This is a genomic window from Burkholderia sp. HMSC10F09 (genome assembly GCF_001806955.1).
Taxonomy (GTDB): domain Bacteria; phylum Pseudomonadota; class Gammaproteobacteria; order Burkholderiales; family Burkholderiaceae; genus Burkholderia; species Burkholderia multivorans.
Map to the genome: position 1 here is coordinate 2,833 of NZ_KV786775.1, position 21,372 is coordinate 24,204.

Here is a 21,372-nt window from a genome sequence, read left to right on the forward strand (position 1 = left end):
ACCGACGACATGCGCGAGGCGCCGAGCCGCCGTCTGATCGCGGCGCTGCTCGCGCGCGGCGCGACCGTGCGCGCCTACGATCCGGTCGCGCTCGACGAGGCGCGGCGCGTGTTCGCGCTCGATCTCGGCGAAGGCTCGGACGCGCTCGCGCGGCTGCAGTTCGTCGACACGCAGGACGCGGCAGTCATCGGCGCGGACGCGCTCGTGATCGTCACCGAATGGAAGGAATTCAAGAGTCCGGATTTCACGCGCCTGAAGGCCGAACTGAAGGCACCGGTGATTTTCGACGGGCGCAACCTGTACGAGCCCGACGCAATGGCCGAGCTCGGCATCGATTACTACGCGATCGGGCGCCCCCATCTCGACCCGCAGGCCCACTCCCATGGATGAACGCACGATGACCACGCTTCGCGAAGTCGTTCCGGTTCCGCGCGACCAGATTGCTCGATCGCGCGTGCTCGTCGTCGGCGACGTGATGCTCGACCGCTATTGGTTCGGCAACGTCGACCGCATTTCGCCGGAGGCGCCGGTGCCCGTCGTGCACGTGCAGCGTCACGAGGAGCGGCTCGGCGGCGCGGCGAACGTCGCGCGCAATGCGGTGACGCTCGGCGGCCAGGCGGGCCTGCTCTGCGTGGTCGGCTGCGACGAGCCCGGCGAGCGGATCGTCGAGCTGCTCGGCCATAGCGGCGTGACGCCGCATCTCGAGCGCGATCCGGCGCTGCCGACGACGATCAAGCTGCGCGTGCTCGCACGCCAGCAGCAGCTGCTGCGTGTGGACTTCGAATCGACGCCGACGCACGAAGTGCTGCTCGCGGGCCTCGCGCGCTTCGACACGCTGCTGCCGCAGCACGACGTCGTGCTGATGTCCGACTACGCAAAGGGCGGTCTCACGCACGTGACGACGATGATCGAGAAGGCGCGCGCGGCCGGCAAGCCGGTACTCGTCGATCCGAAGGGCGACGACTGGGCGCGTTATCGCGGCGCATCGCTGATCACGCCGAACCGCGCGGAGTTGCGCGAGGTCGTCGGTCAGTGGAAATCGGAAGACGATCTGCGCGCGCGTGTTGCGAAGCTGCGCGCGGAGCTCGACATCGATGCGCTGCTGCTCACGCGTTCGGAAGAGGGGATGACGCTCTTTTCCGCGACCGGCGAGTTGCACGCGCCGGCGCTCGCACGCGAGGTGTTCGACGTGTCGGGCGCGGGCGACACGGTGATCGCGACGGTCGCGACCATGCTCGGCGCCGGCGTGCCGCTCGTCGATGCGGTGGTGCTCGCGAATCGCGCGGCCGGCATCGTGGTCGGCAAGCTCGGCACCGCCACGGTCGACTACGACGAACTGTTTCACTAAGCGAGTCGCGCCACGCGCGAACCGCTTCCTTTTCCAGGCAGGACGATCATGACTCTCATCGTCACCGGCGCGGCCGGTTTTATCGGCGCGAACATCGTCAAGGCGCTCAACGAGCGCGGCGAGACGCGCATCATCGCGGTCGACAACCTGACGCGCGCCGACAAGTTCAAGAATCTCGTCGATTGCGAGATCGACGACTATCTCGACAAGACCGAATTCGTCGAGCGCTTCGCGCGCGGCGATTTCGGCAAGGTGCGTGCGGTGTTCCACGAAGGCGCCTGTTCGGACACGATGGAAACCGACGGCCGCTACATGATGGACAACAACTTCCGCTACAGCCGCGCCGTGCTCGACGCGTGCCTCGCGCAGGGCGCGCAGTTCCTGTATGCGTCATCGGCGGCGATCTACGGCGGCTCCACGCGATTCGTCGAAGAGCGCAGCGTCGAGGCGCCGCTGAACGTGTACGGCTATTCGAAGTTCCTGTTCGACCAGGTCGTGCGCCGCGTGCTGCCGAATGCGAAGAGCCAGATCGCCGGCTTCCGCTATTTCAACGTGTACGGCCCGCGCGAAACGCACAAGGGCCGCATGGCGTCAGTCGCGTTCCACAACTTCAACCAGTTCCGCGCGGAAGGCAAGGTGAAGCTGTTCGGCGAGTACAACGGCTATGCGGCGGGCGAGCAGACGCGCGATTTCGTGTCGGTCGAGGACGTCGCCAAGGTGAACCTGTTCTTCTTCGATCATCCGGAGAAATCGGGCATCTTCAACCTCGGCACCGGCCGCGCGCAACCGTTCAACGACATCGCATCGACGGTCGTGAACACGCTGCGCGCACTCGACAATCTGCCGCCGCTGACGCTCGCGCAGCAGGTCGAGCAGGGGCTGATCGAATACGTGCCGTTCCCGGACGCGCTGCGCGGCAAGTACCAGTGCTTCACGCAGGCCGACCAGACGAAGCTGCGTGCGGCCGGCTACGATGCGCCGTTCCTGACCGTGCAGGAAGGCGTCGACCGCTACGTTCGTTGGCTGTCCGGCCAGGTTTAAGCCCGAGCGTTGCATCGCTAGACTGGGTCTCACGGTCGGCAGCCGCCGGCCGCTTTTCATCGGGAGATCCAGGACATGATCAGAAAGTGGTTTGCAGCGGCGGCGCTGTTCGGCGCATTCGCTTCCGCGTGGGCTGCCGTCGACGTCAATAGCGCGAACGAAGACGCGCTGATGGGAATCAAGGGCATCGGTCCTGCGCGCGCGAAGGCGATTCTCGACGAGCGCGGCGCGCGCGGTCCGTTCAAGGATGCCGCCGATCTCGCGTCGCGCGTGAAAGGGATGGGCGGGCACACGGTCGAGCGCCTCCAGAAGGAGGGATTGACCGTTGGTGCGGCCGGCCCAAGCGCGGCTGGTTCGCCTGCGGCCGGCAAGGCCGCATCGCCCGCCGCCGCAAAACCCGCAGGCGCACCCACGCGCACGGCACAGAAGTAACGCGCCGGACGAAACGACAGGCTCCTTCAGTCGCCGTCGTTGCGACGGCTTCCCGCGGCATGCCGCGGGTTTTTTGCGTGGATGCGCTGACGGGCGCACGTTGCGCGGCACGTCGCGTATTCCATCGTTGCAATGTGGGTTGCGGGCGCGGCGACGGGCGGTGGTTTACAATCGACCGATTGATCGGCCTCGCACTCACGGTATCTCCATGGCTTACAAAACTATCGAAGACACGATCGGCAACACGCCGCTCGTGCAACTGGTCCGCCTGCCGGACGACGAGATTCGCGCGCGCAACAACGTGATTCTCGCGAAGCTGGAGGGCAACAATCCGGCCGGGTCCGTGAAGGATCGCCCGGCACTGTCGATGATCAGCAAGGCCGAGGCACGCGGCCGCATCAAGCCGGGCGATACGCTGATCGAAGCGACGAGCGGCAACACCGGCATCGCGCTCGCGATGGCCGCCGCGATCCGCGGCTACAAGATGGTGCTGATCATGCCCGAGGATCTGTCCGTCGAGCGTCGGCAGAGCATGGCCGCGTACGGCGCAGAGATCATCCTGACGCCGGTGAAGGGCGGGATGGAACTGGCGCGCGATCTCGCGGAGCAGATGCAGCGCGAAGGCAAGGGCGTGATCCTCGATCAATTCGGCAATCCCGACAATCCGATCGCACACTACGAAGGCACCGGCCCGGAGATCTGGCGCGACACCGAAGGGCGCGTCACGCACTTCGTGTCCGCGATGGGCACGACGGGCACGATCATGGGCACGTCGCGCTATCTGAAGGAACAGAATCCGGCGATCGAGATCATCGGTGCGCAGCCGGAAGACGGCTCGCGCATTCCGGGCATTCGCAAGTGGCCGGAAGCCTATATGCCGACGATTTTCGATCGCAGCCGCGTCGATCGCGTCGAGAACGTGAGCCAGGCCGCAGCCGAGACGATGGCGCGCCGGCTCGCGTCGGTCGAAGGCATTTTTGCCGGCATTTCGTCGGGCGGCGCATGCGAAGTCGCGATGCGCATCGCGCGTCAGGTCGAGAACGCGACGATCGTCTTCATCATCTGCGATCGCGGCGACCGCTATCTGTCTACCGGCGTGTTTCCGGCGTGACGCTGCGCGCCTCGCACGGGCCGCGCTTCAACAACAAAAAAACGCCGCATGCAGCGGCGTTTTTCTTGATGGCGGGCAGGATTACTGCGACGTCGACTGCGAGTCCGCATCGCTCGGCGGCAGTGCGCCGCTCGCTTCCATCTGCGCCTTCACCGCTTCGCCGAGCTGATACACGGCGAGCGCATAGAAGAAGCTGCGGTTGTAACGCGTCAGCACGTAGAAGTTCTTGAGGCCGAGCATGTATTCGGTCGCACTGCCCGGCGAGGGCAAGTCCACGACCGTAACGGGCGTGCCGGCTTCCGTCGTGATGTTGACCGTCGGTTCGTTCAGCGTCATGCCGGCGCGCAGCAGTTGCGACAGCGCCCAGTGCGGTTCGGGCTGACCGTCGGCGGCCGCCTGCGCGATGCCGAGGCTGCCCGTATCGGGCGTGATCTGCCACACCACGGGACGGTCGGTTTCCCAGCCGTGCTGCTTCAGATAGTTCGCAACGCTGCCGATCGCATCGGCCGCGCTGCTGCGCAGATCGACGCGACCGGTGCCGTCGTAGTCGACCGCATAGTCGCGGATGCTGCTCGGCAGGAACTGCGGAATGCCGATCGCGCCCGTGTACGAACCGAGCACGGTCGTCGGGTCGAGCTGGCTGTCGCGCGTCCACACGAGGAAATCCTCGAGGTTCTTGCGGAACGTCGCCTGACGGCTGTCGCGGTTCGGCGTGTCCGGATAGTCGAACGCCAGCGTCGTCAGCGCATCGAGCACGCGGAAGTTGCCCATGTAGCGGCCGTAGATCGTTTCGACGCCGATGATGCCGACGATCACTTCCGGCGGCACGCCGAACTCCTGCGAGGCGCGCTGCAACGTCGCCTGGTTCGCCTTCCAGAACTTCACGCCCGCGTTGATGCGGATCGGCTCGATGAAGCGCGAACGATAGACGCGCCAGTTCTTCACGGTCGGCGTCGGTGCGGGCCGCACGAGCTTGACGGCCGTCGCCGAGTAGCTGACGCGCGAGAACAGCGCATGCAGGCTCGCGGCGTCGAAACCGTTGCGGCTCGCCATGTCGTCGATGAACGCATCGATCTTCGGATTGTTCGCGTAGCGCTGCGGAACGATCTCTTCTTCGAAAGTCTGGCCCGGCTGCGCCGGCTGTTGCGGCTGCGCCTGCGCGACGCGCAGGCCGGATTTCGCGGACGCCGTCTGTGCGCCGGCGGGCGCCGCGCACAATGCGGCGACGGCAGCGACGACGAGCGGAAGGCGAGCGCGGAACAGCGCGGAGAGAAGGGCGGCAGGCTTGCTGAAATTCATGTCGAAGCGCTCGGACAGGGCGATTGTGTTCGGCGCAGTATACCCGACGCATCCCGCGCGCCGACGCGAAGCGGACGCGCGATGTGGTAAGTTAGCGGCGAATTCGCGGCAGACGATGGACATCATTGAAGGAGACCTGCGGCGCATCCAGCGCTGCAGATGACACGTTATGGCAACCGCCTTCTATACGCACCCCGACTGCATGCTGCACGAGATGGGGCAGTGGCATCCGGAATGCCCGGCCCGGCTGTCGGCGATCCAGGATCAGCTGATCGCGAGCCGCATCGACGATCTGATCGTGCACGAAACGGCGCCGTTCGCGAGCGAAGTCGCGCTCGGCCGCGTGCATACGCAGGCGCACATCGACTATCTGCGCGGGTTGACGCCCGTCGACGGCTACGTCGAAATCGACCCCGATACGCTGATGAACCGCGACACGTGGCGCGCCGCACTGCGCGCGGCCGGCGCCGCGGTCGCGGCGACCGACGCGGTGATCGAGGGCCGCTACGCGAACGCGTTCTGCAGCGTGCGTCCGCCGGGCCATCATGCCGAGCCTGCGCGCGCGATGGGCTTCTGCTTCTTCAACAACGTCGCGGTCGCGGCGCGGCACGCGCTCGACGTGCACGGCCTCGAGCGCGTCGCGATCGTCGATTTCGACGTGCATCACGGCAACGGCACCGAGGCCGCATTCGCGAACGACCCGCGCGTGCTGATGTGCAGCTTCTTCCAGCATCCGCTGTATCCGTTCTCGGGCGTCGATCATCAGGCGCCGAACATGGTGAACCTGCCGATGCCCGCGCGCAGCAACGGCATGGCGATCCGCGAGGCGGTCGACATGTTCTGGCTGCCGCGTCTCGACGCGTTCAAGCCGCAGATGCTGTTCGTATCCGCGGGCTTCGATGCGCATCGCGAGGACGACATCGGCAATCTCGGTCTCGTCGAAGCCGATTTCGAGTGGCTCACCGCACAGATCGTCGACGTTGCGCGCCGGCATGCGCAGGGCCGCATCGTCAGCTGTCTCGAGGGCGGCTACAACCTGTCCGCGCTCGGCCGCAGCGTCGTCGCGCATCTGCGCGTGCTCGCCGGCATCTGACGGCCCGGCGCGCACTCAGCGCGCCGGCACGCGCGCATCTATCCAGCCGATCAGCGCATCGATCACGCGCTCGCGCTCGATGTCGTTCATCGTTTCGTGAAATCCGCCTTCGTATAGCGTCAGCGTGCGGTCGGCCGAGCCGACGCGCGCGCCGAACGTGCGGCTGCCGTCCGGTTCGGTCAGTTTGTCCGCGGTGCCGTGGTAGACGAGCACCGGAACGCGCAGCGCGCTGCGGCCGCGCTCGATGCGCGCCATCGCGTCGAGGATTTCCGCGCCCGTGCGCGCCGGCACGGGGCCGTGATGCACGAGCGGATCCGCGCGATTCGCGGCGACCACGTCCGCGTCGCGCGACAGCAGCGCCGCGTCGATCCGGATCGCCGGGAAGGTCGGCCAGACTCGACTGATCAGGCGGCTAAGCGCGAGCATCCAGCGCGGCACGTCGCGGCCCGGCGCGAGCGCGGGGCTGGACAGCACGAGGCCGGCCAGCGTGCATGCGCGCGCCGGCGCGCGCTCGATCGCGTACAGCGCGGCGATCGCACCGCCCATGCTGTGGCCCATCAGGAACAGCGGCGTCGGCGCGCGCGCGGCTTCGTCCACGAGCGCGTCGGCGTCGTCGAGGTATTCGTCGAAGCGCGCGACCCAGGCGCGCTTGCCGGGCGAGCGGCCGTGGCCGCGCAGGTCGATCGCGAGCAGGTCGATGCCGGCCGCGTTCAGGCGGGCTGCGAGCGGCGCGTAACGGCCCGCGTGTTCGGCAAGGCCGTGCAACAGCGCGACCGTCGCGCGCGGCGGCGCAGCGCGGGCGTCGGCCGGCCAACGGTACGACGCGAGTTCGAGTCCGTCCGCCGTGCGCAGCCGCCCGATGTGCGGCGCGGGCGCCGTGCGTGCGTCGGCCGACGCCTCGGTCTGCATGGTCGTCACCGTCATCTCGCGTGTCTCCCGTTGGTTCGTCGGCGTGTCGGGATCATAGTCGCGCCGCCGCGTCGGCGCGCTCGCGGCGTTCCTCTAATATCGTGCGGTTATGAAAAGATCGAAATCGATTATTAAGTGGAATGAGACGTTTGCGGTAAAATCGCCGGCTATTCCAGATGCATCGGCGGCCGACTGGCGGGCCTGCTCGCCAGCCGGTCGCCGTTTTGTTTACATGATCGAATTACGCAATCTGTCGCAGCGTTTTCCGGGCCCGAACGGTTGGGTCGAAGCGCTGCACAACGTCAATCTGACGATTCCGCAGGGCGAAGTGTTCGGCATCATCGGCCGAAGCGGTGCCGGCAAGAGCACGCTCGTGCGCACCATCAACCTGCTCACTCGGCCGAGCGAGGGCAACGTGACGGTCGCGGGCCGCGATCTGACGCTGCTGTCGGCGGGCGAACTGCGCGAGGCGCGTCGCCAGATCGGGATGATCTTCCAGCACTTCAATCTGCTGTCGTCGCGCACCGTGTTCGACAACGTCGCGCTGCCGCTCGAGCTCGCGGGCGCAAGCCGCGCCGAAATCGAGGCCGCGGTACTGCCGCTGCTCGAGCTCGTCGGGCTGTCCGCGCAGAAGGACCGCTACCCGGCACAGATCAGCGGCGGCCAGAAACAGCGCGTCGGAATCGCGCGTGCGCTCGCGAGCAAGCCGAAGGTGCTGCTGTCCGACGAAGCGACTTCCGCGCTCGATCCGGAAACGACGCGCTCGATTCTCGACCTGCTCAAACGGATCAACCGCGAGCTCGGGCTGACGATCGTGCTGATCACCCACCAGATGGAAGTGATCAAGCAGGTCTGCGATCGCGTCGCGGTGCTCGATGCGGGTCGCGTCGTCGAAGAGGGGCGCGTGATCGACGTGTTCCTGCAGCCGCATCACGAAGTCACGCGCGCGCTGATCGGCGACGTGATCGCGCAGGAGTTGCCGCCCGCGCTGAAGGCGCGCGTCGCCGAGCGGCTGAAGACGGGCAGCGGGCATCTGCTGCGCCTCGCGTTCACCGGGTCCGGCGTCGACCAGCCGATCCTGTCGGAGACGATCCGCCGCTACGAACTCGATTTCAATATCCTGCACGGCCAGATCGACGAGATCCAGGGGCAGGCGTTCGGTTCGCTCGCGGTGCTGGCCGGCGGCGAGCCGGGCAAGGTCGGACAGGCGCTCGCGTTCCTGCGCGAGCAAGGTGTGGTGGTCGAGGAGCTTTCGTATGTTGAGTGAGATGTTCGATATGTTCGTGCAGTCGTTCTGGGAGACGCTGATCATGGTCGGCATCTCCGGGGCGGTCGGCGCGCTCGTCGGGCTGCCGCTCGGCGTGCTGCTCTATCTGACCGACCGGCAGGGCGTGCTGCAGAACCTCGCGGTCAATCGCGTGCTCGGCGGTGTCGTCAACGCGGTGCGCTCGACGCCGTTCATCATTCTGCTCGTGGCGGTGATTCCGTTTACGCGGCTCGTCACGGGCTCGTCGATCGGCACGGCCGCGGCGGTCGTGCCGCTGACGCTCGCGGCCGCGCCGTTCATCGCGCGACTCGTCGAGACGGCGCTGCGCGAAGTCGATCGCGGCCTGATCGAAGCTGCGCAGTCGATGGGCGCGACGACGTCGCAGATCGTCTTCAAGGTTTTGCTGCCGGAATCGCTGCCGGGCATCGTCGCCGGGCTGACGATCACGTTCGTGTCGCTGGTCGGCTATTCGGCGATGGCAGGTGCGATCGGCGGCGGCGGCCTCGGCGATCTGGGCATCCGCTACGGCTATCAGCGCTATCTGCCGGAAGTGATGTGGACGGTCGTCGCGATCCTGATCGTGTTCGTGCAGATCGTGCAGTCGTTCGGCGACTGGCTGGTCCGGCGCCTGAGCCACAAGTAAGCGACATTCATTCTCATCGGGGGAGACGATGCAACGACGCTTCATGCTGAAGTTCGCGGCGGCGCTCGGCGCAGCCGCGCTGTTCGCGGGCGCGCAGGCCGCGCAGGCGGAGACCATCAAGGTAGGCGTGACGGGCGGCCCGCACGCGCAGATCATGGAGGTCGTGAAGAAGGTCGCGGCGAAGAGCGGACTCGACGTGCGCATCGTCGAATTCGCCGACTACGTGCAGCCGAACGCGGCGCTCGCGGCCGGCGATCTCGACGCGAACAGCTATCAGCACGATCCGTATCTGCAGGCGCAGGTGAAGGACCGCGGCTACAAGCTGATCAAGGTCGCGGACACCGTCACGTTCCCGATGGGCATTTATTCGAAGCGCGTGAAATCGCTGGCCGAACTGAAGCCCGGCGCGCGCGTCGCGATCCCGAACGATCCGACCAACGGCGGCCGCGCGCTGCTGTTGCTGCAGAAGCAGGGCGTGCTGAAGCTGCGGGCGGATGCGGGGCTCAAGGCGACGCCGCTCGACATCGTCGACAATCCGCGCAAGCTGAAGATCGTCGAACTCGACGCGGCGCAGATTCCGCGTTCGCTCGGCGACGTCGACGCGGCGGCGATCAACACGAACTATGCGATGGAAGCGGGGCTGAAGCCGAAGCAGGACGCGATCGCGATCGAGGGTCCGAACGGCCCGTACGCGAACGTCATCGCGATCCGCGAGCCGGACCGGAACAAGCCGTGGGTCGCGAAGCTGGTCGCGGCCTATCATTCGCCGGAGGTGAAGCAGTTCATCGACGGCAAGTTCGGCGGCGCCGTGATCGCCGCCTGGTGACGCATTGCGTCTCGCGTGCCCGACGGTGATTAGAGTCGCTGATCGAAAACCCGGGCTTTGCGTCCGGGTTTTTTCTCTTTTAAAATAGAACGACCGTTCGCTATTGCCGGCGCGCCGCGGAGGAGCGTTATCCTCGACAGCCGCGATGGATTGGCCCGTTGGCCGCGCAGTCATGGGGCCTCGCTATAGAATGGCCTCTGGTCGTATTCGTAACTTTGGAGCGTGTGCATGAAAATCCTGGTGCCAGTGAAAAGAGTGGTCGATTACAACGTGAAGGTCCGCGTGAAGTCGGACAACACGGGCGTCGACATCGCGAACGTGAAGATGTCGATGAACCCGTTCGACGAAATCGCCGTTGAAGAAGCCGTGCGCCTGAAGGAAGCGGGCGTCGCGACCGAAGTGGTCGCCGTGTCGGTCGGTGTGGCGCAGGCGCAGGAAACGCTGCGCACGGCGCTCGCGATCGGTGCGGATCGCGCGATCCTCGTCGAGTCGAACGACGGCGTCGAGCCGCTGGCCGTCGCGAAGATCCTGAAGGCGCTCGTCGACAAGGAGCAGCCGCAGCTCGTGATCCTCGGCAAGCAGGCGATCGACGACGATTCGAACCAGACCGGCCAGATGCTCGCCGCGCTGGCAGGCCTCCCGCAAGCGACGTTCGCATCGAAGGTGACGATCGCCGACGGCAAGGCGACGGTGGCACGCGAAGTCGACGGCGGCGCGGAAACGCTGTCGCTGACGCTGCCGGCGGTGGTTACCACCGACCTGCGCCTGAACGAGCCGCGCTACGTGACGCTGCCGAACATCATGAAGGCGAAGAAGAAGCCGCTGGAAACGGTGAAGCCGGAAGACCTCGGCGTGGATGTCGCGCCGCGTCTGAAGACGCTGAAGGTGGTCGAGCCGCCGAAGCGCGCGGCCGGCGTGAAGGTGCCGGACGTGAAGACGCTGGTCGAGAAGCTGAAGACCGAAGCCAAGGTGCTGTAAAGGGAGCGGAAAGAAATGACGATTCTGGTAATTGCAGAACACGACAACGCGTCGATCAAGGCCGCGACGCTGAACACGGTGGCGGCGGCGGCAAAGATCGGCGGCGACATTCACGTGCTGGTCGCAGGTCACAACGCGCAGGGCGCAGCCGATGCGGCAGCGAAGATCGCCGGCGTGTCGAAGGTACTGCTGGCCGACGCGCCGCAGCTCGAAGCGGGCCTCGCGGAAAACGTCGAAGCAACGGCGCTGAACATCGCGAAGGACTATTCGCACATCCTCGCGCCGGCGACCGCGTACGGCAAGAACATCGCACCGCGTATCGCCGCGAAGCTCGATGTCGCGCAGATATCGGACATCACGGCGGTCGATTCGGCCGACACGTTCGAGCGCCCGATCTACGCCGGCAACGCGATCGCGACGGTGCAGTCGAGCGACCCGATCAAGGTGATCACGGTGCGGGCGACGGGTTTCGATCCGGTCGCGGCCGAAGGCGGCAGCGCATCGGTCGAGAAGATCGATGCGGCGGCCGATGCAGGCGTGTCGCAGTTCGTCAGCCGTGAAGTGACGAAGCTGGACCGTCCGGAGCTGACCAGCGCGAGCATCATCGTGTCGGGCGGTCGTGGCCTGGGCAGCGGCGAGAACTACACGAAGGTGCTGGAGCCGCTGGCGGACAAGCTGTCGGCCGCACTGGGCGCATCGCGCGCGGCAGTCGATGCCGGCTACGTGCCGAACGATTATCAGGTCGGCCAGACCGGCAAGATCGTCGCGCCGCAGCTGTACATCGCGGTCGGCATCTCGGGCGCGATCCAGCATTTGGCCGGCATGAAGGATTCGAAGGTGATCGTCGCGATCAACAAGGATCCCGAGGCACCGATCTTCAGCGTGGCCGACTACGGTCTTGTCGGCGATCTGTTCACGCTCGTGCCGGAGCTCGTCAGCGAGCTTGGCTGATGCGGCGTGACGCGACGCGGCGATAAGCAGCGTCAAGCAGCGAAACGAGGGGCGCGACGAGCGCCCCTTTTTCGTTTCGGCGGAAAGCGGCGGGACTGAGGCGCGAATGTCCGTCGCGCCGTGCGTCTCGTCCCGTCAACAAAAAAGCGCCCGCAGGGGCGCTTTCTCGTCGCACGGCCGGCCGCTCGCGCGGCCGTCGCCGCTTATGCGTAAGCCGGGCGCGTCTGGCCTGCGACTTCCTTCAGGTAGCGATGTACCGACAGATCGTCCGCCTGGATCGCCGGCTTCTTGCCGGAAATCAGATCGGCGAGCAGCTGACCGGAGCCGCACGACATCGTCCAGCCGAGCGTGCCGTGGCCCGTGTTCAGGAACAGGTTCGACACCGGCGTGCGGCCGACGATCGGCGTGCCGTCCGGCGTCATCGGGCGCAGGCCCGTCCAGAACGTGGCCTTCGACGTGTCGCCGCCGCCGGGGAACAGATCGTTCACGCACATTTCGAGCGTCTCGCGGCGTGCCGGGCGCAGCGTCTTGTCGAAGCCGACGATTTCCGCCATGCCGCCGACGCGGATGCGCTGGTCGAAACGCGTGATCGCGATCTTGTAGGTTTCGTCGAGCACCGTCGACACCGGCGCGGCCGCTTCATCGACGATCGGCGCAGTGATCGAATAGCCCTTCAGCGGATAGACCGGGATCTTCATCAGGTTCGCGACGAAATTCGTCGAGTACGAGCCGAGCGCGACCACGTACGCGTCGGCGCGCACCGTCTCGCTGCCGCACTGCACGCCCGCGATCTTGCCGCCCGCGATCGCGAGCCCGTCGATCGGCGTGTTGTAGCGGAATTTCACGCCGAGCGATTCGGCCAGCGCCGCGAGGCGCGTCGTGAACAGCTGGCAGTCGCCCGTTTCGTCACCCGGCAGACGCAGGCCGCCGGTGAGCTTGTGCGAGACGGCCGCGAGCGCCGGTTCCGCGTTCTTCAGCTCGGCCGGCGAGAGCAGTTCGAACGGCACGTTCGCTTCACGCAGCACCGCGATGTCCTTCGCCGCGCCATCGAGTTGCTGCTGCGTGCGGAACAGCTGCAGCGTGCCGCCCGTGCGGCCCTCGTACTGGATGCCGGTGTCGGCGCGCAGCGCCTGCAGGCAGTCGCGGCTGTACTCGGCAAGGCGCACCATACGGCTCTTGTTGACCGCATAGCGCTCGGCCGTGCAGTTGCGCAGCATCTGCCACATCCACTGGAGCTGGAAGCGCGTGCCGTCGAGCCGGATCGCGAGCGGCGCATGCTTTTCGAACATCCACTTGACGGCCTTCAGCGGCACGCCGGGCGCGGCCCACGGCGCCGCATAGCCGGGCGAGATCTGGCCGGCATTCGCGAAGCTCGTCTCGAGCGCCGGGCCGGCTTCCCGGTCGATCACCGTGACCTCATGACCGGCGCGCGCGAGGTAATACGCGCTTGCCACGCCCACCACACCGCTGCCCAGAATGACGACTCGCATAGCTGCTCCACATCGAAGAAATCAGCTCGAGGCCGGGCGCACCTGCGTCTCCGTGTAACCTCTGACTGATCTAGTTTTTTGCGCTATGGTATTGTCGAATCTGTAGGTTTTGTTATCGTATTTTTCAGGTTTTCAGCATAAACCAATGAGAACGCAACGCCAGCCAGTACGCACGCTCGACAAGCTCGACCGCCGCATCCTGAAACTGCTGCAGGAGGACGGCCGGATGGCGATGAAGGACCTCGCCGAGCAGGTCGGGCTGACCGTCACGCCGTGCATCGAGCGCGTGCGCCGCATGGAGCGCGACGGCGTGATCACGGGCTATCACGCGCGCGTCGATCCCGCGCAGCTCGGCGCGGCGCTGCTGGTGTTCGTCGAGATCACGCTCGGCCACAAGGGCGGCAACATGTTCGAGCAGTTCCGACGCGAAGTCATGAAGATCGACGAGGTGCTCGAATGCCACCTCGTGTCGGGCGACTTCGACTATCTGATCAAGGCGCGCATCGGGGAGATGGCCGACTACCGGAAACTGCTCGGCGACATCCTGCTGCAGCTGCCGGGCGCCGTGCAGTCGAAGAGCTACGTCGTGATGGAAGAGATCAAGGAAACGCTGACGATTTCGGTTGGCGACTGAGAGCGCGTGGGTGCCGTCCGACCCCTTATGGCGCACTTGGCAGCCTTCACCCGATACTGTATAAATATCCAGTATCGGGTGAAGGCGAATGGGTGCGCAGATGGACGATCGGTCCGACAATGAATTTCCGATAGCGCCGCCGGTGCCCCGCAAGGGGCGCGGCGCCGTCGACAATCTGCAGGGGCGGTACGAGAGCGCGTTGCGCGAGGCCGTCGACGATGGCTGGGCGCACGTGTCGGACGATGCCGATCTGCCCGCGCCGTTGCGCACGCAGGTGTTCGAGGAGCGCGCGAAGAGCATTCTGACGCGCAATCAGTCGCCCGACATCCCGTTCAGCGTGTCGCTCAATCCGTATCGCGGCTGCGAACATGGCTGCATTTACTGTTTCGCGCGGCCGACGCACAGCTATCTGGGGCTGTCGCCGGGGCTGGACTTCGAGAGCCGCATCTACGCGAAGATCAACGCGGCGGAACTGCTCGAACGCGAGATTTCGCGCAAGTCCTATGTGCCCGAGCCCATCGCGCTCGGCGTGAACACCGATGCCTACCAGCCGGTCGAGCGCGACTTGCGGATCACGCGCAGCGTGATCGAGGTGATGCACGATCGCGGGCTGCCGTTCGCGGCGATCACGAAATCGTCGCTGATCGAGCGCGATCTCGATCTGCTCGCGCCGATGGCCGAACGTGGGCAGGTGATGGCCGCGGTCACGATCACGACGCTCGATGCGGATCTGGCGCGCACGCTCGAGCCGCGCGCGGCCACGCCGGCGCGCCGGCTGCGCACGATTCGCGCGCTGCGGGACGCGGGCGTGCCGGTCGGCGTGAGCATCGCACCGCTGATTCCGTTCGTCACCGAGCCCGATCTCGAACGTGTGCTCGAAGCGTGCGCGGAAGCCGGCGCGACGCACGCGAGCTACATCATTCTGCGGCTGCCCTGGGAGGTCGCACCGCTGTTCAAGAGCTGGCTGGCCGCACATTTTCCCGATCGGGCGGACCGCGTGATGAATCGTGTGCGCGACATGCGCGGCGGAAAGGACTATGACTCCGATTTCGCGAAGCGGATGAAGGGCGAGGGCATCTGGGCCGACCTGCTGCGACAGCGGTTTCGGCAGGCGGTGAAGCGGCTCGGGCTGAACGAACGCCGGCACGGCATTCTCGATCTCTCGCAGTTTCGTGCGGCACCGGCGAGCGTGGCGGCCGCGCCGCGCGCTACGCGCAGGGCGCCCGCCCAGCCGGTGCGCGACGACGTGCAGATGAGCCTGTTCTGATCGGTGTGCGACGCGGTCGGCGCCCGCACACCGGCGCTCATTGCGAAATCTGCTTCGCCGCTTCGACCTGCGCTTCGAAATACGTCTGGAACGACAGCGCGAGCGCGGTCATCAGCAGGAATGCGCCGATCAGCAGCGAAAAGATCACGACGAAGATCACGGTCCAGCCCGAGCGGCTATGTTTGCCGGTTCCGGCGTTGAATTGCGCGTCCCATTTCTCGTCCGGCCGCAGTCCGTAGACGAGCGCGGCGAGGAACGCGGCCAGCAGCGAGATCGCGCCCGGCACCGCGAGCCACCAGCCGAGCGTCGCGCTGCGCTGCGTCGCCGCGAGCAGCAGGAAGCCGGGGATGCCGACGAGCGTCGCGAGTATGTGCGCCCAGCCGAAGACGTCGCGAAAGCCGTACAGATAGAAGCGGTGGGCGCCGAGCGAACCGAACAGGAAGGCGAGGGCGGCGGTGAGCGTCTTGGAGCGGAAGCGGCGGGACGAAGCGGTGCTGCTGGACATGGATGGCGGCGTATTGTCGTTGGCATGGGCAGCCGGCAGGCCGGCGCGGGCGCACGGCCCGGCACGCATTCTACGATGCCCGGTCGGGGCCGGTCATCCGCACGCTGCGTCAAGGTGCCGCATACGTGATCCGGTAGATCGCGCCTGCGTAATCGTCGCTGACGAGTAGCGAACCGTCGGGCAGCGGCAGCACGTCGGCGGGGCGGCCCCAAACGCTGCCGTCCGGTCGCAGCCAGCCTTTGACGAACGGCGTCTGCCGAGCGTGGCTGCCGTCCGCGGAGACGATCGCGCGCATGATGCGGTAGCCGACCTTCGCGCTGCGGTTCCACGACCCGTGCTCGGCGATGAAGACGTTGTTGCGGTACGACGCCGGAAACATCGAACCCGTATAGAAGCGCATCCCGAGCGCGGCCACGTGCGCGCCGAGCTTCAGCACGGGCGGCACGTAGCGGCGGCATACGTCGGTGCTGCCGAATTCGGGGTCGGGCGTATCGCCGCCATGGCAGTAGGGGAAGCCGAAGTCGAGCCCGGCGCGTGGCGCGCGGTTCAGCTTGTCGTCCGGCACGTCGTCGCCCATCAGGTCCCGCCCGTTGTCGGTAAACCAGAGCTCGCCCGTATCCGGATGCCATGCGAAGCCGACCGTATTGCGTATGCCGCGCGCGAACACGTCGCGGCCGCTGCCGTCGGCGTTCATCCGCTCGATGATCGCGTAGCGGTTGCGGTCCGCGAGGCAGACGTTGCACGGCGCGCCGGTCGGCACGTAGAGCTTGCCGTCGGGACCGAACGCAATGAATTTCCAGCCGTGATGATGCTGGGTGGGCAGCGTGTCGGTGACCACGGCCGGCGCGGGCGGCTTCGCGAGCCGGTCGTCGATGCCGTCGATGCGTAGAATGCGCGACACGGCGGAGATATAGAGTGTGCCGTCGCGGTACGCGACGCCGACCGGCATGTCGAGCCCGGACGCGATCACGTAGTGTGCGCCAATCCGGCCGCCTTGCATCGTGAACGCATGCACGCGGCCTTCGCGGGTGCCGACGTACAACACACCGCGCGGCGACCACGCCATTTCGCGCGCGCTCGGCACCGCGTCGGTAAGCACCTCGACATGGAAGCCGGGCGGCACGACGAGTTCATCGACAGGCAGCCGCGCCGCGGCGCTGGCGGCTGCGACCAAGCAGGCAAGGGCGGCGAGCAACGCGGGGAGGCGGCGCGGCGTGCGGCACGTCGGAAGGGCGCGAAAGAGCGGCATGGCGGCGCGGGGGCGGTCGCTGACACGACGATTGTATGCCGCGCCCGCAGGCCGTCCGCGGATTTTTTGCGCGTAAGTGTTTGTTGTACCTCCGGTTTCCGGCTATAATCGCGTGTTTCAGTAGTTTCGAACCCGGTTTTCCCGAAGGATTTCATATGGTTATCATCCGTCTGGCTCGCGGCGGCTCGAAGAAGCGCCCGTTCTACAACATCGTTGCTACCGATTCGCGCAACCGTCGTGACGGCCGCTTCATCGAGCGCGTCGGCTTCTACAACCCGGTCGCGACGAAGGGCGAAGCGCTGCGTATCGCTCAGGATCGTCTGACGTACTGGCAAGGCGTGGGCGCGCAACTGTCGCCGACCGTCCAGCGTCTCGTGAAGGAAGCGCAAAAGGCGCAGCCGGCTGCCTGACATGGCGCGGTGTGCCGGTCGTGCCGGCTGTGAGGTGTATTGATGTCGGATCACGATTCCGGTAATGCAAGGCGCGGGCGGGCGTCGTTCGGCGCATTCGTCCGCAAGCCGGTCGAGCGCGGTGCGCCCGCAGGCGCGGCTGCCGAACAGGGCGGCCTCGACGCGGTGCAGGCGCTTCCCGACGATGCGGTCGAGGTCGGCGCGGTAGTCGACGCGTACGGCCTGAAGGGCTGGGTCAAGGTAGCGACTCATGCCGACGCCGGCCGCGGTGGCGATGCGCTGCTCAGCGCGCGTCGCTGGTGGCTGGAAAAGGGTACGCAGCGGTTTTCCGCGCGTATCGTGCAGTCCAAGACGCACGGCGACACGGTCGTCGCGCAACCTGCGGGCGTAGGCGACCGCGATGCCGCGCTGGCTCTGCGCGGCTTTCGTGTGTTCGTGCGCCGGGAAGATTTCCCGGCATTGGCCGCGGACGAATTCTATTGGGTCGACCTGATCGGCCTCGACGTCGTCAACGAGCAGTCGGCGACGCTCGGCAAGGTGGTCGGGATGATCGACAACGGCGCGCATTCGATCATGCGTGTCGAGTATCCGTCGGTCGGCAAGGATGGCCGCCCGGCGGCTGCCGAGCGGCTGATCCCGTTCGTCGGCGTGTATGTCAAAACGGTAGACCAGGCGGCGCGTCGCATCGTCGTCGACTGGGAAGCCGATTACTGAAATGAACCAGGTCACGGAGCGCGCGGTGCAGTTCGATGTCGTCACGCTCTTTCCCGAAATGTTCCGCGCGCTGACCGACTGGGGTATCACCAGCCGGGCCGTGAAGCAGGGGCGCTTCGGGCTGCGTACCTGGAACCCGCGTGATTTCACGACGGACAACTACCGCACGGTCGACGATCGTCCGTACGGCGGCGGTCCGGGCATGGTGATGCTGGCCAGGCCGCTCGAGGCCGCGATCGGCGCCGCGAAGGCTGCGCAGGCGGAGCAGGGCATCGCGAGCACGCGTGTCGTGATGATGTCGCCGCAGGGCGCGCCGCTCACGCACGAACGTGTGACGCGAATGGCGCAGGAGCCCGGCGTCGTCGTGCTGTGTGGCCGTTACGAGGCGATCGATCAACGGCTGCTCGACCGCTGCGTCGACGAGGAAATCAGTCTCGGCGATTTCGTGCTGTCGGGCGGCGAACTGCCGGCGATGGCGATGATGGACGCAGTCGTGCGACTGCTGCCGGGCGTGCTCAACGATGCGCAGTCGGCCGTGCAGGACAGCTTCGTCGACGGCCTGCTCGATTGTCCGCACTACACGCGTCCCGAGGAGTACGAGGGCATGCGCGTGCCGGACGTGCTGCTCGGCGGGCATCATGCCGAAATCGAGCGGTGGCGGCGCCAGGAAGCATTGAGAAACACATGGCGGAAGCGGCCGGACCTGATCGTCCGGGCGCGCCGCGAGAAGTTGCTGAGCCGTGCCGACGAGGCATGGCTTGCGAACCTCGCACGCGAAGCGAAGGACGCCTCCTGAGGCGGCATCGCGGGCGGGAAATGGCGGTGCCGTACATGCGTGTGCGGTGCCTGATGTGAATCCATCCTCTATCGGGGCCAGGCCTGGAAGCAGGCGGGCGCAAACGCCGACACGATGGCTTTAGGAGTCAGTGATGAATCTGATCGCAAAACTTGAGCAGGAAGAAATCGAGCGCGCGCTCGCAGGCAAGACGATCCCCGAATTCGCCCCGGGCGACACGGTGATCGTGAACGTGAACGTGGTTGAAGGTAACCGCAAGCGCGTTCAGGCTTACGAAGGCGTCGTGATCGCGAAGCGCAACCGTGGTCTGAACTCGTCGTTCATCGTCCGCAAGATTTCGTCGGGCGAAGGCGTCGAGCGTACGTTCCAGACGTACTCGCCGCTGCTGGCGAGCATCGTCGTGAAGCGCCGCGGCGACGTGCGTCGTGCGAAGCTGTACTACCTGCGCGAGCGTTCGGGCAAGTCGGCTCGAATCAAGGAAAAGCTGGTGTCGAAGGATCGCGCTGCAGCAGCATCCCAAGAGTAAGAGCTGTAAGGAAAAAGCACCCACCCGGGTGCTTTTTTCATTCTGGCGCGACAATATGCTCGATACGACACGAACTCGAGAGCGCCATTGAATCGCCGTCCGATCATCGATCCCGAAGTATTGCCCGTCGAAGGTACCGGCGCTGGCCTGCCGCCGATTCAGCCGCCGCTGCTGACGCCGGCCGGCCTGCGCGAGCGCTTTGCCCGTACGCTCGAATGGAGCGTCGAGCCCGTCGAGGCGCGGCTGCAGGAAGGCGTCGATCCGCGCAGCGCCGCGGTGCTCGTGCCGCTCGTCGCGCGCGACACGGGCCTGACCGTGCTGCTGACGCAGCGCGCCGATCACCTGAACGACCACGCCGGCCAAATCAGCTTCCCCGGCGGTCGCCGCGAGCCGTACGATCGCGATGCGACGGCCACCGCGCTGCGCGAGGCGAAGGAGGAGATCGGGCTCGCGCATGAGCGCGTCGAGATCCTCGGCGCGCTGCCCGACTACCTGACGGGCACCGGCTTCTGCGTCACGCCGGTGGTCGGCCTCGTGCATCCGCCGTTCACCGTGCAGGCCGACACGTTCGAAGTCGCCGAGATCTTCGAGGTGCCGCTCGCGTTTCTGATGAATCCCGCCAATCACCAAGTGCGCGTGTTCCGCTGGGACGGCGGAGAACGTCGTTTTTTTGCGATGCCTTATCCGAACGGCGAGGCGGGCGGCCATTACTTCATCTGGGGCGCAACTGCGGGCATGTTGCGCAATCTGTATCGCTTCTTGGCCGCCGGCTGACACGGCGCGCCGCGTCGCGCGTGCGGCCGCGCGCGCTGCGGCGGCGCCAGAAGCCATCCGTGGCTTACGCTGTGCTATCGTTACGCCAAAAATGACATAACTCCGAAGACGGCGCCACGCATGACTTTCTTCTCGGTTCTTCTCGCCCTCATCATCGAACAGGTCCGCGCGTTGTCGCCGAGCAATCCGGTGTTCGCGCTGTTCCAGTTTCACGCGGAAACCGTTGCGCATGGGCTCGACGCCGGCAAGCAGAAGCACGGCATCCTCGCGTGGCTCGCGGTCGTGCTGCCGTGGGTGCTGGTCGTCGCACTGATCTACTTCCTGCTGTACAAGGTGAGCTTCGTGCTCGCGTTCCTGTGGAACGTCGCCGTCGTGTATTTCACGCTCGGCTTCCGACAGTTCAGCCACTACTTCACCGACATCCACCTCGCGCTCAACAACGACGACGTGCCGCGCGCGCGCGAAATCCTGCACGAGTGGACGGGCATCGATACCGTCGACATGCCGGTCGGCGAAATCGTCCGTCATACGCTGATCCATGCGGTCGTCGCGTCGCATCGTCACGTGTTCGGCGTGTTCTTCTGGTACGTGCTGCCGATCGGCCCGGCCGGCGCGGTGCTGTACCGGATCTCCGAATATCTCGCGCGCAGCTGGGCGACGCCCGGCGAGGACCGCACGGTCGCATTTTCGACGTTCGCGCAGCGCGCGTTCTTCGTGATCGACTGGATTCCGTCGCGGCTCACCGCACTCGGTTTCGCGATCGTCGGCAACTTCGAGGATGCGATCTACGCCTGGCGCAACCATACGCGCCAGTGGCCCGATCCGAACGACGGCGTGCTGCTCGCGGCGGGCAGCGGCGCGCTCGGCGCGCGGCTCGCGGGGCCGCTCGCCGAGCCGTCGAGCCTCGATGCGCTGGCGGTCGGCGACAGCGGTCCGCTGTCGGTCGGCGACGATTGCACGCCGCGCACGCTGCAATCGGCCGTCGGCCTCGTATGGCGCGCGGTGATCCTGTGGATGATTCTGCTGCTGATGCTGACGCTCGCGGTATGGGTATCGTGACGCGTTCGTCGCGTCGTGCATGTGCGAAAGGCCGGCTGGATGCCGGCCTT

24 protein-coding genes are annotated in these 21,372 nt (G+C 66.3%); 19 read left to right on the plus strand and 5 right to left on the minus strand.

Annotation, left to right across the window (positions count from 1 at the left end; translation table 11 throughout):
• The 5 genes from HMPREF3115_RS32530 to cysM all read left to right on the plus strand — a co-directional run.
• The coding region (locus HMPREF3115_RS32530; protein WP_305367011.1) for a UDP binding domain-containing protein at nucleotides 1-390 on the plus strand (390 nt) is incomplete at its 5' end.
• Nucleotides 391-397: 7 nt separating this feature from the next.
• Nucleotides 398-1,348, plus strand: coding sequence for a D-glycero-beta-D-manno-heptose-7-phosphate kinase (rfaE1, locus tag HMPREF3115_RS17945; protein WP_006406239.1), 951 nt, complete (start codon nucleotides 398-400; stop codon nucleotides 1,346-1,348).
• A gap of 48 nt (nucleotides 1,349-1,396) precedes the next feature.
• Nucleotides 1,397-2,389 (plus strand): ADP-glyceromanno-heptose 6-epimerase, encoded by a 993-nt coding sequence (rfaD, locus tag HMPREF3115_RS17950; protein WP_006400719.1) that lies wholly within the window; start codon nucleotides 1,397-1,399, stop codon nucleotides 2,387-2,389.
• A 75-nt stretch (nucleotides 2,390-2,464) separates the two neighbouring features.
• Complete coding sequence (locus HMPREF3115_RS17955) at nucleotides 2,465-2,821, plus strand: ComEA family DNA-binding protein (RefSeq protein ID WP_006400718.1); 357 nt, start codon at nucleotides 2,465-2,467, stop codon at nucleotides 2,819-2,821.
• Nucleotides 2,822-3,029: 208 nt separating this feature from the next.
• Entirely contained in the window at nucleotides 3,030-3,932 is a 903-nt protein-coding gene (cysM, locus tag HMPREF3115_RS17960) for a cysteine synthase CysM (protein ID WP_006413203.1), read from the plus strand.
• An 81-nt stretch (nucleotides 3,933-4,013) separates the two neighbouring features.
• Here the strand turns inward: cysM and mltB are convergent, their stop codons facing one another.
• Nucleotides 4,014-5,357, minus strand: a complete 1,344-nt coding sequence (gene mltB / locus HMPREF3115_RS17965) for a lytic murein transglycosylase B (protein WP_080596201.1) — start codon at nucleotides 5,355-5,357, stop codon at nucleotides 4,014-4,016.
• Between the two features lie 43 nt (nucleotides 5,358-5,400).
• On the opposite strand from mltB, the gene HMPREF3115_RS17970 reads away from it, so the two are divergent.
• Nucleotides 5,401-6,324 (plus strand): histone deacetylase family protein, encoded by a 924-nt coding sequence (locus tag HMPREF3115_RS17970; protein WP_006400715.1) that lies wholly within the window; start codon nucleotides 5,401-5,403, stop codon nucleotides 6,322-6,324.
• A gap of 15 nt (nucleotides 6,325-6,339) precedes the next feature.
• Here the strand turns inward: HMPREF3115_RS17970 and HMPREF3115_RS17975 are convergent, their stop codons facing one another.
• Nucleotides 6,340-7,248, minus strand: a complete 909-nt coding sequence (locus tag HMPREF3115_RS17975) for an alpha/beta hydrolase (protein WP_006406236.1) — start codon at nucleotides 7,246-7,248, stop codon at nucleotides 6,340-6,342.
• Between the two features lie 217 nt (nucleotides 7,249-7,465).
• Here HMPREF3115_RS17975 and HMPREF3115_RS17980 point away from each other — a divergent pair, with 217 nt between their 5' ends.
• The 5 genes from HMPREF3115_RS17980 to HMPREF3115_RS18000 all read left to right on the plus strand — a co-directional run bounded on the left by HMPREF3115_RS17980 (nucleotide 7,466) and on the right by HMPREF3115_RS18000 (nucleotide 11,898).
• Nucleotides 7,466-8,500 carry a methionine ABC transporter ATP-binding protein gene (locus tag HMPREF3115_RS17980; RefSeq protein WP_006414351.1) on the plus strand — a complete coding sequence of 345 codons (1,035 nt, stop codon included), beginning with the start codon at nucleotides 7,466-7,468 and terminating at the stop codon, nucleotides 8,498-8,500.
• The gene (locus HMPREF3115_RS17985) at nucleotides 8,490-9,143 is read left to right on the plus strand and encodes a methionine ABC transporter permease (protein ID WP_006400712.1); all 654 of its coding nucleotides are present in this window, start codon (nucleotides 8,490-8,492) and stop codon (nucleotides 9,141-9,143) included. Before HMPREF3115_RS17980 ends, HMPREF3115_RS17985 begins: the two co-directional genes overlap by 11 nt.
• Nucleotides 9,144-9,171: 28 nt before the next feature.
• Nucleotides 9,172-9,969, plus strand: a complete 798-nt coding sequence (locus HMPREF3115_RS17990; RefSeq protein WP_006411864.1) for a MetQ/NlpA family ABC transporter substrate-binding protein — start codon at nucleotides 9,172-9,174, stop codon at nucleotides 9,967-9,969.
• 228 nt (nucleotides 9,970-10,197) lie between these two features.
• Nucleotides 10,198-10,947, plus strand: a complete 750-nt coding sequence (locus HMPREF3115_RS17995; RefSeq protein WP_012213833.1) for an electron transfer flavoprotein subunit beta/FixA family protein — start codon at nucleotides 10,198-10,200, stop codon at nucleotides 10,945-10,947.
• A 15-nt stretch (nucleotides 10,948-10,962) separates the two neighbouring features.
• Nucleotides 10,963-11,898, plus strand: coding sequence for an electron transfer flavoprotein subunit alpha/FixB family protein (locus HMPREF3115_RS18000; protein ID WP_070555490.1), 936 nt, complete (start codon nucleotides 10,963-10,965; stop codon nucleotides 11,896-11,898).
• A gap of 203 nt (nucleotides 11,899-12,101) precedes the next feature.
• Here HMPREF3115_RS18000 and HMPREF3115_RS18005 read toward each other — a convergent pair whose 3' ends face one another.
• A complete protein-coding gene (locus HMPREF3115_RS18005; RefSeq protein ID WP_070555492.1) occupies nucleotides 12,102-13,388 on the minus strand; it encodes a D-amino acid dehydrogenase in 1,287 nt (428 codons plus the stop codon).
• 145 nt (nucleotides 13,389-13,533) lie between these two features.
• On the opposite strand from HMPREF3115_RS18005, the gene HMPREF3115_RS18010 reads away from it, so the two are divergent.
• Entirely contained in the window at nucleotides 13,534-14,022 is a 489-nt protein-coding gene (locus HMPREF3115_RS18010; RefSeq protein WP_006400706.1) for a winged helix-turn-helix transcriptional regulator, read from the plus strand.
• Between the two features lie 88 nt (nucleotides 14,023-14,110).
• Nucleotides 14,111-15,289, plus strand: a complete 1,179-nt coding sequence (locus tag HMPREF3115_RS18015) for a PA0069 family radical SAM protein (RefSeq protein WP_070555495.1) — start codon at nucleotides 14,111-14,113, stop codon at nucleotides 15,287-15,289.
• 37 nt (nucleotides 15,290-15,326) lie between these two features.
• Here the strand turns inward: HMPREF3115_RS18015 and HMPREF3115_RS18020 are convergent, their stop codons facing one another.
• Both HMPREF3115_RS18020 and HMPREF3115_RS18025 read right to left on the minus strand, forming a co-directional pair.
• Nucleotides 15,327-15,794, minus strand: coding sequence for an NINE protein (locus HMPREF3115_RS18020; RefSeq protein WP_006400704.1), 468 nt, complete (start codon nucleotides 15,792-15,794; stop codon nucleotides 15,327-15,329).
• A 109-nt stretch (nucleotides 15,795-15,903) separates the two neighbouring features.
• The gene (locus HMPREF3115_RS18025; RefSeq protein WP_070555498.1) at nucleotides 15,904-17,043 is read right to left on the minus strand and encodes a PQQ-dependent sugar dehydrogenase; all 1,140 of its coding nucleotides are present in this window, start codon (nucleotides 17,041-17,043) and stop codon (nucleotides 15,904-15,906) included.
• 155 nt (nucleotides 17,044-17,198) lie between these two features.
• Between HMPREF3115_RS18025 and rpsP the strand changes: the two genes are divergently transcribed.
• The 6 genes from rpsP to HMPREF3115_RS18055 all read left to right on the plus strand — a co-directional run bounded on the left by rpsP (nucleotide 17,199) and on the right by HMPREF3115_RS18055 (nucleotide 21,322).
• Nucleotides 17,199-17,453: a 30S ribosomal protein S16 gene (gene rpsP, locus HMPREF3115_RS18030; protein WP_006400702.1), complete on the plus strand. Its 255-nt coding sequence runs from the start codon at nucleotides 17,199-17,201 to the stop codon at nucleotides 17,451-17,453.
• Nucleotides 17,454-17,495: 42 nt separating this feature from the next.
• On the plus strand, nucleotides 17,496-18,167 hold the full coding sequence (gene rimM / locus HMPREF3115_RS18035; RefSeq protein ID WP_006406230.1) for a ribosome maturation factor RimM: 672 nt from the start codon (nucleotides 17,496-17,498) through the stop codon (nucleotides 18,165-18,167).
• Nucleotide 18,168: 1 nt separating this feature from the next.
• Entirely contained in the window at nucleotides 18,169-18,963 is a 795-nt protein-coding gene (trmD, locus tag HMPREF3115_RS18040; RefSeq protein WP_006400700.1) for a tRNA (guanosine(37)-N1)-methyltransferase TrmD, read from the plus strand.
• Between the two features lie 133 nt (nucleotides 18,964-19,096).
• A complete protein-coding gene (gene rplS / locus HMPREF3115_RS18045) occupies nucleotides 19,097-19,489 on the plus strand; it encodes a 50S ribosomal protein L19 (RefSeq protein ID WP_006400699.1) in 393 nt (130 codons plus the stop codon).
• Nucleotides 19,490-19,576: 87 nt separating this feature from the next.
• The gene (locus HMPREF3115_RS18050) at nucleotides 19,577-20,263 is read left to right on the plus strand and encodes a CoA pyrophosphatase (RefSeq protein ID WP_006400698.1); all 687 of its coding nucleotides are present in this window, start codon (nucleotides 19,577-19,579) and stop codon (nucleotides 20,261-20,263) included.
• 120 nt (nucleotides 20,264-20,383) lie between these two features.
• Nucleotides 20,384-21,322, plus strand: a complete 939-nt coding sequence (locus tag HMPREF3115_RS18055; RefSeq protein ID WP_006400697.1) for a CobD/CbiB family protein — start codon at nucleotides 20,384-20,386, stop codon at nucleotides 21,320-21,322.
• The last annotated feature ends 50 nt before the right edge of the window (nucleotides 21,323-21,372 follow it).

Excerpts from the sequence above, each read along its gene's own strand:
- rfaE1 (WP_006406239.1), top strand. The coding sequence starts at position 398 with ATGACCACGCTTCGCGAAGTCGTTCCGGTTCCGCGCGACCAGATTGCT.
- rfaD (WP_006400719.1), top strand. The coding sequence starts at position 1,397 with ATGACTCTCATCGTCACCGGCGCGGCCGGTTTTATCGGCGCGAACATC.
- HMPREF3115_RS17955 (WP_006400718.1), top strand. The coding sequence starts at position 2,465 with ATGATCAGAAAGTGGTTTGCAGCGGCGGCGCTGTTCGGCGCATTCGCT.
- cysM (WP_006413203.1), top strand. The coding sequence starts at position 3,030 with ATGGCTTACAAAACTATCGAAGACACGATCGGCAACACGCCGCTCGTG.
- mltB (WP_080596201.1), bottom strand. The coding sequence starts at position 5,357 with ATGATGTCCATCGTCTGCCGCGAATTCGCCGCTAACTTACCACATCGC.
- HMPREF3115_RS17970 (WP_006400715.1), top strand. The coding sequence starts at position 5,401 with ATGGCAACCGCCTTCTATACGCACCCCGACTGCATGCTGCACGAGATG.
- HMPREF3115_RS17975 (WP_006406236.1), bottom strand. The coding sequence starts at position 7,248 with ATGACGGTGACGACCATGCAGACCGAGGCGTCGGCCGACGCACGCACG.
- HMPREF3115_RS17980 (WP_006414351.1), top strand. The coding sequence starts at position 7,466 with ATGATCGAATTACGCAATCTGTCGCAGCGTTTTCCGGGCCCGAACGGT.
- HMPREF3115_RS17985 (WP_006400712.1), top strand. The coding sequence starts at position 8,490 with ATGTTGAGTGAGATGTTCGATATGTTCGTGCAGTCGTTCTGGGAGACG.
- HMPREF3115_RS17990 (WP_006411864.1), top strand. The coding sequence starts at position 9,172 with ATGCAACGACGCTTCATGCTGAAGTTCGCGGCGGCGCTCGGCGCAGCC.
- HMPREF3115_RS17995 (WP_012213833.1), top strand. The coding sequence starts at position 10,198 with ATGAAAATCCTGGTGCCAGTGAAAAGAGTGGTCGATTACAACGTGAAG.
- HMPREF3115_RS18000 (WP_070555490.1), top strand. The coding sequence starts at position 10,963 with ATGACGATTCTGGTAATTGCAGAACACGACAACGCGTCGATCAAGGCC.
- HMPREF3115_RS18005 (WP_070555492.1), bottom strand. The coding sequence starts at position 13,388 with ATGCGAGTCGTCATTCTGGGCAGCGGTGTGGTGGGCGTGGCAAGCGCG.
- HMPREF3115_RS18010 (WP_006400706.1), top strand. The coding sequence starts at position 13,534 with ATGAGAACGCAACGCCAGCCAGTACGCACGCTCGACAAGCTCGACCGC.
- HMPREF3115_RS18015 (WP_070555495.1), top strand. The coding sequence starts at position 14,111 with ATGGGTGCGCAGATGGACGATCGGTCCGACAATGAATTTCCGATAGCG.
- HMPREF3115_RS18020 (WP_006400704.1), bottom strand. The coding sequence starts at position 15,794 with ATGTCCAGCAGCACCGCTTCGTCCCGCCGCTTCCGCTCCAAGACGCTC.
- HMPREF3115_RS18025 (WP_070555498.1), bottom strand. The coding sequence starts at position 17,043 with ATGCCGCTCTTTCGCGCCCTTCCGACGTGCCGCACGCCGCGCCGCCTC.
- rpsP (WP_006400702.1), top strand. The coding sequence starts at position 17,199 with ATGGTTATCATCCGTCTGGCTCGCGGCGGCTCGAAGAAGCGCCCGTTC.
- rimM (WP_006406230.1), top strand. The coding sequence starts at position 17,496 with ATGTCGGATCACGATTCCGGTAATGCAAGGCGCGGGCGGGCGTCGTTC.
- trmD (WP_006400700.1), top strand. The coding sequence starts at position 18,169 with ATGAACCAGGTCACGGAGCGCGCGGTGCAGTTCGATGTCGTCACGCTC.
- rplS (WP_006400699.1), top strand. The coding sequence starts at position 19,097 with ATGAATCTGATCGCAAAACTTGAGCAGGAAGAAATCGAGCGCGCGCTC.
- HMPREF3115_RS18055 (WP_006400697.1), top strand. The coding sequence starts at position 20,384 with ATGACTTTCTTCTCGGTTCTTCTCGCCCTCATCATCGAACAGGTCCGC.